This window comes from Arcticibacterium sp., from assembly GCF_055134445.1.
In genome coordinates, this window is sequence record NZ_JBSRVI010000096.1 from 1 (window position 1) to 17,403 (window position 17,403).

Sequence of the window (17,403 nt, forward strand, 5' to 3'; positions counted from 1 at the left end):
TAGTTTCTAAATCTTTAAGGGCAAAATTGGTAAATGGTTTTCTTTGCTGCCAGAAAGAATAGGCTTCTGTATCTTCTAAAAAAAGCTTATGGTACCTTTCTAAGGTAGCTAGTTTATGCGTAAAAACGTCTAAACTATCAAAGTGGAAAAAAGAGAAAGTATCACTTAAATCTAACTCTTTTGCGGTTTGGTGATCCGCCATTAAGTATAACTCCTTGACCGATTTCCCATAAACGGAAGTATCGAAAAGAGCTGTTTTATATGCTGTGAGTTCTTTTACTAAATGATCAATTTTTTTACAGGAAGCATCAAATTCCCTTTCGAGAAAAATGGCATTTAAGCTCTGGTTTTGATGTTTATAAGGGAGTATATTGTCAACTTGTGAACTGATTTTTTTATAAAGAAGATTTCTGTCAGATTGAAAATCATGAATTAGGGCAGAGAATTTATCCATACCTATTTCTTCCAGTCTCTTATAAACAGTATCTATTGCCGCTCTTTTTTGGCATATCAGCAGTACCTTTTTCCCATCTGCGGCATAATCGGCCATGAGGTTACAGATAAGTTGTGATTTTCCTGTCCCAGGAGGGCCTTGAATCACGAGGGACTTGCCAGATTTAATTTGTCTTATGGCTTCTTCTTGAGAGGCATCTACAGGAAAAGGGAGGTGTAAGTCCTGCTCTCGTATTTTCTCTTTTAATGGAGCATCTTTGAAAAGATAATCTTCAACAGGACCTTGAAATTTGGCGAGCCCGTCGGATATCAACTGGTCATAATCTGCGGCTATATATGAACCCGTTTGGGGGAATATGCCTAAGACAGCTTGAGGCTCGAGTTTAAGTTCTCCAATTTTAATAGACTCTAAATCTTCCTTTTTCAGGGTTTCAAAAGGTTTTAAGCTTTGTGTGAAAAGTTCAGAATTAAAATTTATTTCTAGTTTACTGTCTTTTAGGAATTCGTAAAGCTGGGTAAGAAAAACCAGGGGCTCATGTCCGAAATCTTCAAAACTAAAATTGAAAAATTCTTCGTCAATAAATGTCTTATTGAATTGGCTGTATGCTAAAAGAAAGGTTTTGTTCAACGAAGCTGTGGCTTCTTTTTTCTCTAAAAACCACTTGTTATCATGTAATTCTAGATTCACTGGAAAAAATAGCAAGGGACATCTAATCAAAGTGCCATCTACGAGCTTTCCGGTAATGAAAAGATATCCAACGTATAAATCTTCTGCCCCTCTTTCTTCTTTTAATAGATTGTCTGTTTTCCAGATTTTCCTTAGGTGTTGACTTATAAGATTCGTTTTTCCGTCTCTTGGATCTATGCTATGGCATAGTTCAATTCTTTTTTTAGAGGCAATGAGATCATTCAAAATGGATCCACTATTGATAAGGTCAAGTTCTCGGAGGTCAATAAATTGACGGAGAATAGGCCTTAATAGTAATAGAGAGCGATTTTTTGACGTAAGGTTAGTAAGCCTTTTTTTATATGTTATAAGCAGTTTTAACATTCAATGACGGTGCAATGAAATAGAATTTACAAAAGTATAATCAAATAGCTTACCATAATTTATTAATAGATAGGTATTTCTACAAATTAGTAAGGCTCATGAGGTTACAGCCCCTAATGTCTGAGTTGTCAAACCTCCCTAAAACATTAAAATACTCATAATCTTCAGAAAAACTACCAAGGTCTTGGGTTTCTATAAAGCTACATGAATCTATATTAGCCAAGTCTATCACATTAATACCACCCGTTTTTCGGTATTTATTTTTCGGTGCTGGTGTTTGACCGATTTTGAAACTTGGTAAATAACTAAGTGGGTCGTTTACTTCTCTTAGCAATACCTTCATTGTGGTGGAGGTTTTAAACCAACCGTTGCCTTTGGAGTAAGCTTGTGAGAGCAGTTCAGTCATTCCATATTCAGAATGAATGTCAGAAATATGAAATGCGTTTTTCAACTCATCATGCACCTCTTCTCGCAGCATTTCTCTTCTTTTTCCTTTCATGCCACCCGTCTCCATCACGATTAGTTTATCAGGGTTATCCAGCATTAGATCTTTATCTTCACATAAATCTAGTAATGCAAAAGTGACACCTAAGAGAAGTATTTTTCTGTTGGAATCGGGGTCGTTTAAAAGTGACTTTAATTTAGCAATGAGTTCTTTTTGGTTATGAAGATAAAAGCCGGAATCTGCTGAAAAGGATTTGTATATAAAGCTTTGAACCATATATACCAAAGAGGAATTGCTCCGCTCAAGGTAATTGGGTAAAAGGGCTAAAATGTGATAATCCGTTACTGGGCCATACTGTGCCTCAAATGATTTCAGGCTAAGGTATTCGTAAAGTGGAAGATCTGAGACAAAATGTTTTGAGTTTATAGAACCCGTTGTGCCACTGCTTTCAAAAACTTGCTGGACATTGTCTTTACCCGTTGAAATTTGATGAGACTTAAAAAATGATATGGGTAAACAAGGTATTTTTTCGAGATGAGAAACTTTTGAAGGTTTTACACCAAGGTTTTTTAGGAATGCTTTGTAAATTGGATTCTGTTCCGCTTGAAACTTAAAAATTTCTAAAGCCAACGGCTCAAAATTTTGGTCGTTTTCTGAAAGTGAAATAACAGCAGCTTTGAGATCTTTTTTAAGGTTCACTAATGGGCAATGGATTATTTTTTTAATCGTTTTTAAACAGAACGTAATTGTTTTTCGTTCTTTTACAAAATTACTTTTCGAATTGAGAATAGTGGGAAAATTAGTTGTTTTTTTATGTTTATTGGTGACCATGAGTTCTTGTTTTAAAGAACCAAACTTTTCATTGACACCAGTTATCTATTTTGATTCCATCAATAGTCAGATAAGGTTAGATCAATTTGCAGGTCTTACCAAGGACTCTGTAGTGGTTTCTGTCAGGTTTGAAGATGGTGACGGAGATTTAGGTTATAACGAGTCTCAAAAGAATGATGCTCAAGAAACAGATAATTATAATTACATCATAAGGCCATTTAGGAGAAAGAACGGCGTTTTTAAGGAGTTTACGCCATTGATTCCCTATTCTGGTTATTTCCCGAGTTTGAATTTTGAAACCAAGCCTGGTCCTATACAAGGAACATTGAGTTACAGTATAGAGTTTTTCCATGCTTTTTCCCCGAAAAAAGATACGCTTAAATTTGAGATTCAGATATTGGATAACTCCGGCAACCTGAGCAATACTGCAGAGTCTGAAGAGATTATTCTTAACCAGATTTAAACTATAATCCCGAAAGTAGTTCCTTTATCTAACTCAGACTGTTTAATGAATAGTTTACCTCCATGGTAAGTTTCTATTATTCTTTTGGCAAGTGTTAGTCCTAAACCCCATCCTCTCTTTTTGGTGGAAAATCCGGGTTTAAAGATTTTTCTTTGATTGGCATTGCTAATACCTTTTCCTGTATCTCTTATATCAATCTGTACTTTCCCATTAGGTTTTTGATAAATGGTAACGTGAAGTTCTCCTACGCCTGTCATAGAGTCTACCGCGTTTTTACAAAGATTTTCTATCACCCATTCAAAGAGATGACGGTTTATTTTGGTCATGACGTCTGAAGGAAGAGAGTTAGTGATAAACCATTCGATTTTTGTAGAAATACGTCTTTTTAAATATTCTGTAGTTTGCTCTACTACTAAACCTAGATTCTCTTCTTTCATGGTAGGCACTGAACCAATATTTGAGAATCTTGTGGTAATGGTTTCTAGGCGATAAACATCTTTCTCCATTTCGTCACCAATATTTTGGTCAAAGCCATCAGATTCTCTTAATACTGCTACCCATCCTAGTAGTCCAGATATAGGCGTTCCTAATTGGTGAGCTGTTTCTTTTGCCAAGCCTACCCACACCCTGTTCTCTTCTGCTCTTCTGGAAGAGCTATACGCTATAAATGCCAGTGTTCCAAAGATTAGAAATGTGGCTAAAAGAATATAGGGGAAAAACTTTAACTCTTTTAAGGTGCTAGAACTGGAGTAATATATATAAGCCGTTTCATTATCCAAGAGATCTATGGATATGGGCTCCCGCTCGGTTTTCATCTCTTCTACTTTTTTTTGCAGCAAAGCGGTTACTTCCTCAGGGGTGAAATTACTGGTGGAATCTGCTAACTCGGGTATATTTCTAAAGTCAATAGGCACTCCGTCAGAAACTAATATGGTAGGGATGGTTTCGTTTGCTTCAATAACGTCAGACACGAAAGTGTAGTCGCATGAGCTATCGATACCTTGTTCAATAAAGAATCTTACACTTTCTGCATAGAGCGTGGCATATTTAGTTTCTCTATCCTCTAAAGCTTGCCCAAGCTGATTGAAATAATATAATACACCCGCACCAACTATAAGTAAAATACTGATAAGACCAAGTCGCCAGCCAGAGAGCTGATCGTACATGTTAAAAAAGAACCTGTTTTTTGACATTTTAAGAATTTAGGAACGGAACATTGATTTATTTCGTTAGATATCACCGTAGAACAGCTTAGAATTGTTTCAAATTGGACTTTTTCAAGAAAGCTAAAAATTAGTTTAGAATGATTCTAAATTGACTTTTGTGATTTTAATCATAACAAAGATATACTTTCTAAACGTAAATTTGCGGTCGAATTACATACAGTATGACAGGTCATTTTAAAGTAATATCAATTTCATTTAAAACTTCATCTCTGGAGTTAAGGGAGAGAATTGCATTAAATGAAGACGAGAGCAAGGCACTTCTTTTAAAAATAAAGGACATTTTTGGGGTTAGTGAGGCTGTAGTGTTGTCTACATGTAATCGTACGGAGATTTATTATGTATCGGAATCGAATCATACTATTGATCTTATAAAGCTACTTTCTGCCCAGAAATCTATTGATTCTTCATTGATTTTGCCCTTCATTGAAACCTTTACAGAAGAGCAGGGCTTAGAATATGTTTTTGAAGTAGCCACGGGTTTGCATTCTCAAGTAATAGGAGATCTTCAGATTCCTAATCAGATTAAAAATGCTTATCAATGGTCTGCGGATATGGCAATGGCGGGTCCGTTTATTCATCGCTTGATGCATACGGTATTCTTTGTTAATAAGAGAGTGGTACAGGAGACGGGTTTTAGAGACGGTGCTGCTTCTACATCTTATGCTACCGTAGAAACTATTGAGACCTTCTTGCACCTTTCGAATGAGCCTAAAATTTTAGTTTTAGGCTTAGGAGAAATAGGGCAGGATGTTGTGAAAACCTTAGACGATAAAGGTTATACCAATTTTACTGTTGCTAATAGAACGCTTGCAAAAACAGAAGAACTTCCAGCGAGTTTAAAGTTTGATGTTTTATCGTTTGATGATGTAAAAAGTGAGCTTAAAAACTTTGATATAGTTATCTCTTCTATTCGCACTGAAGAGCCTTTTATAGACTTTGACACTGTTAAGGGTTTGGGTCATAAAAGTGTAAAGTATTTTGTGGATCTTTCTGTCCCACGTAGTATTTCACCAGAAATTCAAAAAGTGCCGGGCATGGTGCTTTATGATTTGGATGAAATTCAAATTAGAGCCAATAAAGCTTTAGAAGGAAGAATAGCTTCTGTACCTGCTGTGAAGTCTATTATTGGTGAGGCCGTCATTGATTTTGGTGATTGGTCAAATCAGATGGTTGTTTCTCCGACTATTCAAAAGTTGAAAGGGGCTTTAGAGCAGATTCGTAAAGAGGAGATGTCAAAATATTTGAAATCTCTTTCTGAGGAAGAAGCTATTAAAATGGATAAAATAACCAGTAGCATGATGCAAAAGGTTATTAAATTGCCAGTATTGCAGCTAAAAGCTGCATGTAAAAGAGGAGAAGCGGAAACACTGATAGACCTTCTTAATGACCTTTTTGATCTAGAAAAGGTTAAAGCTTAATTATTTGTTATAATACTGTATTTCTAAAGACTTGGGACTTTTGTGCCAAACCTTTTAAAGTCAAGAATGGGTCTTTTATCTACACTAACTGATGTTAGCCTAGACGAATTGCAACACTCGGCTATTTGGATAATAAGGATGTGCATAAGATTTGTATCTTGCTTACTAATTAAGACCTATCTAAAATGAATAAAATCGTATTACTTTTTATCCCTTTGGTGTTTTTTGGCTGCTCGCCCTATAAAAAATATGCACATACTGCAGCGGGATGGGAAGAGGAGATAACCATGCTGGAGTATAAAGACGATGCCGAGACTTATTCTGACGATGCCGTTCTTTTTATTGGCAGCTCTAGTATTAGGATATGGAAAAATATTCAATCCGATATGGCTCCTTATGAGCCTATTAGAAGAGGATATGGGGGAGCACATTTTTCAGACCTTGTTCATTTTACTAAGAGGCTAGTTTATCCTCATAGATTTCAAGCATTATGTATTTTTGTGGCCAATGACATCACTGGAGGAGACGATGACAGGAGTGTGAGGGAGGTGATGACTTTATTTAAGGAAGTGGTCAATACGGTAAGGGTAAAGTATCCTGAAACACCGATATTTCAAATAGCCATTACACCGACTAGTAGTAGATGGAAAGTATGGTCGGAAACACAAAAGTTAAATGCTGCCATGAAGTCTTATTGTGAGAAACATGAAAATCTTTATTTTATTGATTCTGTTCAGGCATACTTAAATGCCGAAGGAACTCCTAGAGATGAACTTTTTTTAGGGGATAAGCTCCATCAAAACCAAGATGGTTACGACATATGGGCCGTAGAAATTAAAAAAGAATTAGATAAGGTTTTAAAATAGTTTAGTCCCATAAAGTTTTAAACATTCATTATTCAATTAACCCAAACAATGAAGTATATAGTTTTTTTAGCCGCTCTGTGTGTAGTATTATCTTGTCAGCCAAAAACAGAAGAAAACGAAATGGAATCTACACCTATAGAAGAAATAACGCTTTTGGTAGGTACATATACCTCCAGAGATAGTGAAGGTATCTACGTCTATAAATTTAATCCCGAAACAGGAGAAAGTAGACTGGTGGATGTTGCCAAAGATTTAGATAACCCCTCCTTTTTAGCCCTTTCGCCAGACAAGAAATTTGTTTACTCTGTAAGCGAAGCGGATAAAGGTAGTGTGGTGGCTTTAGCTTTGGGTGACTCTACTTTGACAAAAATAAACATGGTCTCATCAGCAGGAATTCATCCTTGCCATGTAAGTATTGATCACAGTGGAAAATGGGTTTTTGCGGGTAATTATAGTAGTGGTTCTTTATCTGTATTGCCTGTTTTAGAAAATGGTGGGCTGGGTGAGCCAATACAGAGTATAGTGCATAAAGGAAGTGGTCCAGACAAAGGGAGGCAAAAAGAGCCACATGTACATTCTGTGAATGTCTCTCCTAATAATAAAGATCTTTTTGTGCCTGATTTGGGCATAGATAAAGTCATGGCATATAGGCTGAATGATAGCACTGGTATGCTAACAGAAGGTAATTCTATATCTGTTTCTGCAGGTTCAGGTCCAAGGCACCTTACTTTCCATCCTAATGGTAGGTATGCTTATGTGGTTCAAGAATTAACGGGTAAAGTCACTGCTTTTAATTATTCGGATAAGGGTTTAGAGACTATTGAAGAGGTGAGCACATTACCTATTGATTTTGAGGGTAAAAACTCTTCCGCAGATATTCATATCTCTCCAGACGGCAAGTTTTTATACGCTTCTAATAGATTCCATGATAGTATTGCGGTTTTCTCTATTGATGCTAAGTCTGGGAAGTTAACGGCCGTGAGTCATCACTCAACGCTGGGGCAAATGCCTCGAAATTTTGCCATTTCTCCTTCTGGAAAATATGTGTTAGTTGCCAACCAAGAATCTGATAATATCGTTATTTACGACAGGGATGCGGCCACGGGAAAAATCTCTCCTTCCGGAAAAGAGATTAAAGTTTCGATGCCTGTTTGTTTGCTTTTCGTTGACTGATATTGGCTTGAAAAAGCGAGTATTAAGATTTAATACCTACTTTTCTAACAAACTGGTAAAACATACCAGTAATGATGCATTAATGGCATAGTTTTGTCGTTAGTAATCTGAAAATATCTGGGAGTTTTGATGAGTAGAATATTAGTAGCGTTAGTTTTTGTTTTGATGTGTCAATCGTGTTTTCTCTTTCAAGGGGATCCTATTGACCCACTCGTAGAAGATGAGCCGCTTCCACAATTTTTGTCTACACCATCAATCTTCCCCGTTGCCCCAAAAATTATTGATGAGGCTTCTGGGATAGCTATTTCTCGTTCTATGCCAGGGCATCTTTGGGTTATTGAAGATGGCTTAGAGGTTCCAGGTGTTCATTTGCTTTCTACTTCGGGAGAATATAAAGGAGACGTTAGGTTACCACTTTTTAACCGAGACTGGGAAGACCTTTCTAGTGGCCCGGGCCCTATAGACGGGCAAAATTATCTTTATATCAGCGAGACAGGGGATAATGCTGATGTTCATAAGGACTATATGATTTATAGATTAAAAGAGCCTAAGTCACTTAATGACAAGGATTTGGATCTAAAAACCATATCTTTTAAATATCAGGATGGCGTGTCAATAGACGTGGAGGCGATGTTTGTAGATCCTAAAACTAAGGATATCTATTTAATCTCTAAAAGGCAGCTATTTAGTGTTAGGGTTTATAGACTCACTTACCCTTATAGTACAGAGTCTCAGAATGTAGCCGAATTATTAGGTACGATTCCTCATTCTATTATAACTGCTGCAGATATGTCTTCAGACGGTAAGCAGCTTTTAATTAAAGATTATAATTCTATTTTTTACTGGAGGCTTAGAGATAACGAAAGCATCTACCAGGCTCTTTCGAGATCCAGAGATGTAGGAGCACCTTATTACGTAGAGACTCAGGGAGAAGCTATTTGTTTTGATATAAAGGATTCAGGATACTATACCTTATCTGAAAGGAATAATACGCCTTTTATTAACCTATATTACTATCAAAGAAAGCTAACGGAGTAATTATTAATTATCCGAACATTTTTCCTAGTCTACCAGCCCCCTGAAGTTTATTCATTTTCTTCATCATTTTTCTCATTTGGTCAAATTGCTTTAGAAGGTTATTGACCTGTTGAATGGATGTTCCGCTACCATTAGCTATACGCTTTCTACGGGATCCATTGATGATGTCAGGGTTTTCTCTTTCTTTAGGTGTCATAGAGCATATTACGGCCTCTATAGGCTTGAAGGAGTCGTTGCTTATGTCTAAATCTTTTACGGCGTTACCCATTCCAGGAATCATTCCCATAAGGTCTTTCACGTTCCCCATTTTCTTGATTTGCTGTAGTTGGCTTAAGAAATCGTTAAGGTCGAACTTGTTCTCCCTCATCTTCTTATTTAACCTCTTAGCGTCTTCCTCATCATAGGCCTGCTGAGCTCTTTCTACTAAGGAGATAACATCTCCCATGCCCAAGATTCTATTGGCCATCCTGTCTGGGTGAAAGATGTCAAGGTCTTCCATTTTTTCCCCAGTACTCATGAATTTGATAGGCTTATCTACCACTGCTTTCACAGATAGGGCAGCACCACCTCTTGAGTCACCATCTAGTTTAGTAAGGACTACGCCGTCAAAATCTAGTCTGTCGTTAAACGCTTTGGCGGTATTAACAGCATCCTGACCTGTCATGGAATCCACCACAAATAGGATTTCTGTAGGGCTGATGGCTTTTTTGATTTCAGCCACCTCGTTCATCATTATTTCATCCACGGCCAATCGACCCGCAGTATCAATAATGACAATATTTTTTCCTTTCGCTTTAGCTTCTTTTACAGCGTTTCTGGCAATGTCAACAGGGTTTTTATTGTCAGGTTCGGCGTATACATCTACTCCTATTTGTTCTCCTAAAACTTGTAACTGCATTACGGCAGCAGGACGATAGACATCGGCAGCAGTTAGTAATACCTGTTTACCTTGCTTTTTTAGGTAACTGGCAAATTTTCCAGAAAATGTGGTCTTACCAGAACCTTGAAGACCTGCTATAAGTATAACAGCAGGAGAACCTGTAATATTGACCTTCTGAGCGGTTCCACCCATTAATTGGGTTAGTTCATCCTGAACAATCTTAGTGAAGAGTTGTCCTGGCTCCACAGCCGTCATTACTTTACGGTTCAGAGCTTCTTGTTTTACTCTGTCTGTAACTTCTTTAGCTACTTTATAGTTTACATCGGCGTCTATTAAAGCCCTTCTGATTTCTTTTACAGTGGCTGCAATATTGACGTCAGTAATTCTGCCTTTACCCTTTAAGGTCTTAAAGGCACCGGATAACTTATCTTGTAAACTTTCAAACATTATTTATAGCTGTTTCTTGTTCATTGCCTTTTGGGCAAAAAATGAATGCAAATTTAACAAATTGCCTTGTACTAAAGAAATAAAAAAGCCTCCGCTTATAATAAGCAGAGGCTTTGTTAGGCTAGACTTTCAATGACTACCCTGAAATTGTATTGTTACAGCTTAAAGACTTGATACTAATCTTGTCGTTTCTGTTTTGATTTCGAAAGGTTTAACCGTTTTATCTTTTCCTTTAGAAAGTACAATGCTGTAGTCGCCATCTGGTAAAGAAGATAGGTCAAGTACCTTCACATATTCTCCGTTAATTACTTCAGACTTGTAAAGTGTAGCACCAGAATTGTCTTTAAGTTCCACGGTAGCTAGTTCAGTTAAGTTAAAGGCTGTCACTTTAAACTTAAGTCCTTTTAATGCTTTAACAGTTAAATCGGTTTCAAACACGTTTGAAGTGAAAATGTGATCGTTTGCTTCTACAACAGTTGCAGCTGATAGTCCAATTATCATTGCTGCAGTTAAAATTAGCTTTTTCATAGTTTTATAAATTTAATGTTTTGTAATTTCTTTTTCTTGTTTTTGTCTTTGTGTTGAAACTGTTAGGTTGTTTCGTTTTGACAATACAAATATAGGTAACTAACTGTCAATGATGCAATAGCATAGTAGGGTTAGGCTAAAAGTTCATATCACAATCCTACGGTAATCTTTGAAAAGTACTACGTTTGTACTCTGGTTGCAATAAGTACTTTATAAAGTACAATGCTTGTTGACAATTGTATAATGTATTGACATTTAATGATTTGATGATTATGGTAGGATGTTCGTTCTGAAGTGTCCAAATGTCTTATCAAATAATACAAAATTGAATTATTCCGAGATTTAGGCCCTGCTGTTTTCTTAAGTAGAATTGGAAGCTTCGAGTTCCTCAGCTTCCTTTTTCCAAAGCCTCAGCTTTCTTTGGTGTGTAGTGGTTAAGCTTCGAGTTCCTCAGCTTCCTTTGGTGGGTTGTGGTGAAGCTTCGAGAGCCTCAGCTTTTTAGGTGTGTAGTGGTTAAGCTTCGAGTTCCTCAGCTTCCTTTGGTGTGTTGTGGTTAAGCTTCGAGAGCCTCAGCTTTCTTTGGTTTGACGTGGTGAAGCTTCGAGAGCCCAAGCTTTCTGTTAAAAACTAATTTTTCTAATTTAGCTTTAACCCGCTTTATGCATTAGAAAATCTCCCGATTGTTATCGGGACCGTAGCTAAATTGCTTCAAATTAGTTCGTAAACCCATTTAAACTCAATCACCAGAACCCTTCGACAAAAAGCTCAGGGTAAACTGCTATGCTAATTTCGTTTAAATGTCTGATTTATTCCACTTTAGCTACTCATTACGATTCTCCAATGCATAAACCGGGTTTAAAACTAGGAGTACAAAAAAGCCTCTGCTTAGTTGTAAGCAGAGGCCAGATAATTGAAGTATTGCATTAATACGCGAAATAATACTTTTAGATATTAGATACAGATCTTGTTGTTTCTGTTTTGATTTCAAAAGACTTCACAGTTTTTACGGCTCCTTTTGATAATTCTAGGCTGTAGTTTCCGTCAGGTAAAGTAGATAAGTCAAATACTTTTACATAATCGGCATCTTTTACCGCAGCCTTATAAAGTATTACACCCTTAGCATCTTTAATTTCAAGTATTGACTTTTCTTGAACATTAGATGCAGTTACTTGGAATTTAAGTCCTTTTAAAGCCTTTAGGCTCAACTCTGTTTCAAATACGTTTGTAGAGAAAATGTGATCGTTTGCTTCTGCAAGAGTTACAGCTGATAGTCCAATGATCATTGCTGCAGTTAAAATTAGCTTTTTCATAGTTTTATAAATTTAATGTTTTGTAATTTCTTTTTCTTGTTTTTGTCTTTATGTTGAAACTGTTACATTGTTTCGTTTTGACAATACAAATGTAGCTAACATACTGTCAATGATGCAATAGCATAGAAGGGTCAAGTTGAAAGTTCATATCACAATCCTACGGTATTCTTTGAATAGTACTACGATTGTGCTCTGGTTGCAATAAGTACTTTATAAAGTACAATGCTTGTTAACAATTGCGTAACATATTGATGTTTAATGATTTGATGATTATGGTAGGATGTTCGTTCTGAAGTGTCCAAATGTCTTATCAAATAATACAAAAATTGAATTATTCCGAGATTTGGGTCATGCAGTTTTCTTAGGTAGAATTGGAAGCTTCGAGTGCCTCAGCTTCCTGTGGTGTGGAGTTGTAAAACTTCGAGAGCCTCAGCTTTCTTTGGTGTGTGGTGGTGTTTCGGCTTCCTTAGCTTTCTGTTGAAGACTAATTTTCCTAGTTTAGCTTTAACCCGCTTTATGCATTAGAAAATGTCCTGATAGCTATCGGGACCGTAGCTAAATTGCTTCAAATCGGTTCGTAAACTCATTTAAACTCAATCACCAGAACCCTTCGACAAAAAGCTCAGGGTAAACTGCTATGCTAATTTTGTTTAAATGTCTGATTTATTCCACTTTAGCTACTCATTACGATTCTCCAAGGCATAAACCGGGTTTAAAACTAGGTGTACAAAAAAGCCTCTGCTTAGTTGTAAGCAGAGGCCAGATAATTGACGTATTGTATTAATACGCGAAATAATATTTTTAGATATTAGATACAGATCTTGTTGTTTCTGTTTTGATTTCAAAGGACTTCACAGTTTTTACTGCTCCTTTTGATAATTCTAGGCTGTAGTTTCCGTCAGGTAAAGTAGATAAGTCAAATACTTTTACATAATCGGCATCATTGACAACAGCTTTATATAGAATAATGCCATTTGTGTCTTTAATTTCAAGAACTGACTTCTGTTCTACATTTAAAGCCGTCACTTTAAATTTAAGACCTTTAAGAGCTTTTACACTTAATTCTGTTTCAAAGAAATTTGCAGTGTAAATGTGATCGTTTGCTTCTGCGATAGTTGCGGTTGATAATCCCATTAACATGACCGCGGTTAAAATTAGCTTTTTCATATTTTTCCTTTTAAGAATTGTGAATTCTTGTTTTGTTACCAAGTCAAGTGGCTCATACTTTGTGCCTCTTTGACATTACAAACTTAGGTAAATGTGCCTTTACGATGCAATAGGCTCAATAGGGTCTATGAAAGATTCATAACACAATCCTACCATAATCTTTAAAAAGTACCATGGTTATGTATATTTTGATACAAGTACTTTATAAAGTACAATGCCTATTAACAATTCAGTAATATACTGGTTTTAAATGATTTAAAGAAAGTGCTTGGATAATGCTTCTACTTAGTCCAAAGTCGTGTTGAAATTGTTCAAATTGTTACTTTTACATCTTAATGGTTAATTGGATATTTGGTTTTTATGTATAAAAAAGCTCCGTAAGTATTACTTACGGAGCTAATATTATGTGAAGCTTAATTGAGATTAAACTAAACCTTCTATTCTGTTGATACAGTTAAGATCTTCAAAAGCAACTTTCAAACGAGCTACCATGCTTTCTTCACCTTTACGAAGCCACACACGTGGGTCATAGAACTTCTTGTTTGGCACATCGTCTCCATCAGGGTTTCCTAATTGAGTTTGAAGATAGGCTTCGTTTTTTTGATAGTATTTCAAAATTCCTTCCCAAGTGCTCCACTGCATATCTGTATCGATATTCATTTTTACAGCACCATAATCTATAGCTTCTCTAATTTCTGCTCTAGAAGAACCAGAACCACCGTGAAATACAAAATTCACTGGAAGTGGGCCTGTTTTAAATTTCTCTTGAATAAAGTCTTGAGAGTTCTTAAGGATTTTAGGCTGAAGAGAAACGTTACCTGGCTTGTACACACCATGAACATTTCCAAAAGCAGCTGCTACCGTGAAGTTAGGAGAAATAGCTTTTAATGTTTCGTAAACATAAGCCACTTCAGAAGGTTGAGTATATAATTTAGAGCTATCTACATCAGAATTATCTACACCGTCTTCTTCTCCACCAGTAATTCCAAGTTCAATCTCAAGAGTCATATCTATTTTTGCCATCCTTTTAAGATACTCAGAACAGATTTCCATGTTCTCTTCTAATGACTCCTCAGAAAGGTCTATCATGTGAGAGCTAAATAATGGCTTGCCAGTTTGTGCAAAATGTTTTTCTCCTGCATCTAAAAGACCGTCAATCCAAGGTAATAATTTTTTAGCACAATGGTCCGTATGTAATACTACAGGTACACCATAGTATTCCGCCATTTGATGAACATGCATAGCACCAGAAATAGAACCGGCTATTGCCGCTTTCTGGTCGGCGTTTGATAAGCTTTTTCCTGCATAAAATACGCCACCACCATTAGAAAACTGAATGATAACAGGAGAGTTTAAGGCCGCAGCGGTTTCAAGAACAGCATTGATAGAGTTAGTACCTACCACGTTTACTGCTGGAAGAGCGTAATTATTTTCGTTTGCATGACGAAGTAATTGATTTAGTGCTTCACCAGTTACAACACCCGGTTTAATCAATGATTGACTCATGAATTTTTTATTTTTGTATTATGTTTAGAATTTCTTTAAACTTAAAAAGAAGCCCACTTTTTGAATGGGAAAGTTATTCAAAAGTAAGCTTTTTGTATCTATATGTATAGAAAAGTAGCATATTTTGGCTTTTGGGAGTATTGCAGTTGTTCTGTTACTTCCAAGGATTTGAACCTAACTTTTTTAACTTTGTTTTTGTAGAATAACCGAAAAGTAGTTTAGATGTCTGAGAAAATTGGGATTATAGTAGGTACAAATAGAACAGGGGCTATGTCTTATGAGATGGCACTTTATTATAAGGAGAAACTGGAGAAAGCAGGGCAAGAAACTGTGATGATTAATCTGCTAGACTTACCTCAGGATTTTGCTTTTTCGGCATTATATGAAAATAAAGGGAAGAGTGATGCTTATAATATTTTTCAAAAGAAGTTGGATGAAGTAGATAAGGCGTTTCTGTTAGTACCGGAGTATAATGGTTCTTTTCCTGGAGTTTTAAAAACCTTTATTGACGGTTTAAGATACCCTGACTCCTTTGAGGATAAAAAAATTGCATTGGTGGGCTTGTCTAATGGAGTGTTAGGAAATGCAGTGGGGCTTAGTCACTTAAGTGACATACTCAGCTATATGGGTGCTCATGTGTTGGGTTTGAGAGTGAAATTAGGAGAAATTCATAAGCATTTTGATGGTAGATCCTTAACCAATTTGACCTATGGCAGTTTTATCGATAAACAAATTCAAAGTTTGATAGCGTTTTAAGGCCTTTGGTCTGTCTGGGTTGAGGTCAACTTCGTTTCTTTGAATTGGTTAAGAATAATCTCTTCTTAAAGGCAGGTGTTGGCTGTAGCGAATTAAGACCCTTAAATACCTTATTCCCTAGATTATTTCTTTTAATGTCATACCAACGTTTCCATTCAAAGGCCAACGCCAGTTTTCTGTTACTAGGTCATCAAAATCTGTTTTATTCAAAATCATAGGAACTTGTCTCCAAGAAACGTATTCAGTTTTCTAGCCTCCATATCCTGCTATCGTAAAGAAAACAGACTAATTCCCCATCTTTGAATGTTTGGGAATTAAACATTTTTATAAAATTCAACCGGTTTAACTATAGTATAATAAATAGGGTGTATCCATAATGATATTTATAAAACATTTGAAAAGTTATTTAAAGACCCATGTCTAAGTTTTAGGGTTGATTTTTGAATATAACTTAATCCTATAACTTCCCTACGACGTTCCGAAGCTGGAAGTATGATCTAATGGTTTGGTTATCAGCAAAAAGGGTATGGATATGATATATCTTTAGTCGAATTTAGATATCTATATTGTGGATTGCTCAGGACAGGACACTACCGACTGATTATTTCAAATCAAGTTTATTTGATAATGGAATAAGGTGTTTTCTTTCGATAATAAAAATCAAAAGTATCATTGTTATTTCCAAGTACAATTACATTTCCCTTGGCTGTTCTTATACTGACCATTTTTTTAGCGTCTTTTTTTGCCCAGAATCCAGTCATGTTACTTCCTAAATAGGTAAAGTTACCATCTCCCGCCCCCTTCAGTAGAATTCCTGTGCTACCATCATTTCGAGTAGTTTGGGTTTCAGTGGAAAAATTATTTCCAGCCATAAGTAAATCTTTTATTCCATCCTGATCAAAATCTTCAAACAACATGGTGTTTATAGGTGAAACTTGTGCTTCATTTTTAAAGGCTTTAAAAATGAAATTCTCGGAACCATCGTTTATAAATATTCCGGACCTAAATTCAGTTGCTGCAAAGTGCGTAGCTTTACTAAGACCCTTCCCAAAAATCTCTTTAAGATTTTTTGAGGCATATTCTTTAAAAGTCCTATTCTCATTTCCTAGATTCGGCATTTGCTTAATCATACTCACCCTACCTCTTAATGGAACTAGTTTATCGCCATAATAATTGGCTAGAACAACATCCACTATCCCATTATAATCATAGTCATTTGCAAAAACATGAAAGGGCTCTTTTTTACTGGCTTTATATTTTGAGTTTAGGCCTAAATTGCCAGCAATGATATCCTGATCTCCATCGGCATCAACATCTACCACGAGAATGCTGTTCCACCAACCTTTTTGTTCTGCGAGATTTCTATATTTTTCATTAAAGGTAAGTTTATTGCCTTGATTCTCAAAAACAGAAATACCCATCCACTCGCCAGTAACTATTAAGTCTAGATCGTTATCGGCATCTATATCAGCCCATGCGGCATCTGTCACCATGCCTATTTTTTCGAGCTCGGGTGCTAAAGTTGGCGTTTCTATCTGAAAAGACTTCCCATTATTAATAAGTAGAAAACTGGTAGGTGTTAGAGGGTACATACCAGGAACAACTCTACTTCCCACAAATAGATCTATATCACCATCTTTGTCAAAATCAGCTGCTTTAACTACGCCAGCTGAATGCGGCATTATTGGCAGCATATTTATCTCTCTTTTGAAGTTTAACTTTCCATCGTTAAGGTATAGTCTTCCAATAAGATAATTGGAGTTAAGTGGAAATTCATAGCTACCTGCCGCCACATAAAGGTCAATATCCCCATCAGAGTCTGCATCAAAAAAGACTGCAGAAATG

The 17,403-nt window shown here is 36.3% G+C and carries 15 protein-coding genes; 6 read left to right on the forward strand and 9 right to left on the reverse strand.

Going from position 1 to position 17,403, the window contains the following annotated elements; translation table 11 throughout:
* Together ACTBZY_RS12615 and ACTBZY_RS12620 are read right to left on the reverse strand one after the other, a co-directional pair.
* The coding region (locus ACTBZY_RS12615; RefSeq protein WP_463046689.1) for an AAA domain-containing protein at nt 1-1,504 on the reverse strand (1,504 nt) is incomplete at its 3' end.
* A gap of 79 nt (nt 1,505-1,583) precedes the next feature.
* Nucleotides 1,584-2,648 (reverse strand): long-chain-fatty-acid--protein ligase, encoded by a 1,065-nt coding sequence (locus ACTBZY_RS12620; protein ID WP_463046690.1) that lies wholly within the window; start codon nt 2,646-2,648, stop codon nt 1,584-1,586.
* 163 nt (nt 2,649-2,811) lie between these two features.
* Between ACTBZY_RS12620 and ACTBZY_RS12625 the strand changes: the two genes are divergently transcribed.
* Complete coding sequence (locus ACTBZY_RS12625) at nt 2,812-3,243, forward strand: hypothetical protein (protein ID WP_463046691.1); 432 nt, start codon at nt 2,812-2,814, stop codon at nt 3,241-3,243.
* On the opposite strand, the gene ACTBZY_RS12630 is transcribed toward ACTBZY_RS12625, so the two are convergent.
* Nucleotides 3,240-4,436, reverse strand: a complete 1,197-nt coding sequence (locus ACTBZY_RS12630; protein WP_463046692.1) for an ATP-binding protein — start codon at nt 4,434-4,436, stop codon at nt 3,240-3,242. The two genes, ACTBZY_RS12625 and ACTBZY_RS12630, sit on opposite strands and share 4 nt — an antisense overlap.
* A gap of 194 nt (nt 4,437-4,630) precedes the next feature.
* Here ACTBZY_RS12630 and hemA point away from each other — a divergent pair, with 194 nt between their 5' ends.
* From hemA to ACTBZY_RS12650, 4 genes are all read left to right on the forward strand, one after another.
* Complete coding sequence (gene hemA / locus ACTBZY_RS12635; RefSeq protein ID WP_463046693.1) at nt 4,631-5,887, forward strand: glutamyl-tRNA reductase; 1,257 nt, start codon at nt 4,631-4,633, stop codon at nt 5,885-5,887.
* Between the two features lie 185 nt (nt 5,888-6,072).
* Nucleotides 6,073-6,753 carry a GDSL-type esterase/lipase family protein gene (locus ACTBZY_RS12640; RefSeq protein WP_463046694.1) on the forward strand — a complete coding sequence of 227 codons (681 nt, stop codon included), beginning with the start codon at nt 6,073-6,075 and terminating at the stop codon, nt 6,751-6,753.
* Nucleotides 6,754-6,801: 48 nt separating this feature from the next.
* Nucleotides 6,802-7,926, forward strand: a complete 1,125-nt coding sequence (locus tag ACTBZY_RS12645) for a lactonase family protein (RefSeq protein ID WP_463046695.1) — start codon at nt 6,802-6,804, stop codon at nt 7,924-7,926.
* A gap of 129 nt (nt 7,927-8,055) precedes the next feature.
* Entirely contained in the window at nt 8,056-8,964 is a 909-nt protein-coding gene (locus ACTBZY_RS12650; RefSeq protein WP_463046696.1) for a PE-PGRS family protein, read from the forward strand.
* A gap of 7 nt (nt 8,965-8,971) precedes the next feature.
* On the opposite strand, the gene ffh is transcribed toward ACTBZY_RS12650, so the two are convergent.
* The 5 genes from ffh to fbaA all read right to left on the reverse strand — a co-directional run bounded on the left by ffh (nt 8,972) and on the right by fbaA (nt 14,802).
* Nucleotides 8,972-10,291: a signal recognition particle protein gene (ffh, locus tag ACTBZY_RS12655; protein WP_463046697.1), complete on the reverse strand. Its 1,320-nt coding sequence runs from the start codon at nt 10,289-10,291 to the stop codon at nt 8,972-8,974.
* Nucleotides 10,292-10,453: 162 nt separating this feature from the next.
* Entirely contained in the window at nt 10,454-10,819 is a 366-nt protein-coding gene (locus tag ACTBZY_RS12660) for a hypothetical protein (RefSeq protein ID WP_463046698.1), read from the reverse strand.
* Nucleotides 10,820-11,763: 944 nt separating this feature from the next.
* On the reverse strand, nt 11,764-12,129 hold the full coding sequence (locus ACTBZY_RS12665) for a hypothetical protein (RefSeq protein ID WP_463046699.1): 366 nt from the start codon (nt 12,127-12,129) through the stop codon (nt 11,764-11,766).
* A gap of 801 nt (nt 12,130-12,930) precedes the next feature.
* Nucleotides 12,931-13,296 (reverse strand): hypothetical protein, encoded by a 366-nt coding sequence (locus ACTBZY_RS12670; protein ID WP_463046700.1) that lies wholly within the window; start codon nt 13,294-13,296, stop codon nt 12,931-12,933.
* 423 nt (nt 13,297-13,719) lie between these two features.
* Nucleotides 13,720-14,802: a class II fructose-bisphosphate aldolase gene (gene fbaA, locus ACTBZY_RS12675; RefSeq protein WP_463046701.1), complete on the reverse strand. Its 1,083-nt coding sequence runs from the start codon at nt 14,800-14,802 to the stop codon at nt 13,720-13,722.
* A gap of 222 nt (nt 14,803-15,024) precedes the next feature.
* On the opposite strand from fbaA, the gene ACTBZY_RS12680 reads away from it, so the two are divergent.
* On the forward strand, nt 15,025-15,558 hold the full coding sequence (locus ACTBZY_RS12680; RefSeq protein ID WP_463046702.1) for an NADPH-dependent FMN reductase: 534 nt from the start codon (nt 15,025-15,027) through the stop codon (nt 15,556-15,558).
* 617 nt (nt 15,559-16,175) lie between these two features.
* On the opposite strand, the gene ACTBZY_RS12685 is transcribed toward ACTBZY_RS12680, so the two are convergent.
* On the reverse strand, nt 16,176-17,403 hold a 1,228-nt coding region (locus ACTBZY_RS12685; protein WP_463046703.1), incomplete at its 5' end, for an FG-GAP repeat domain-containing protein.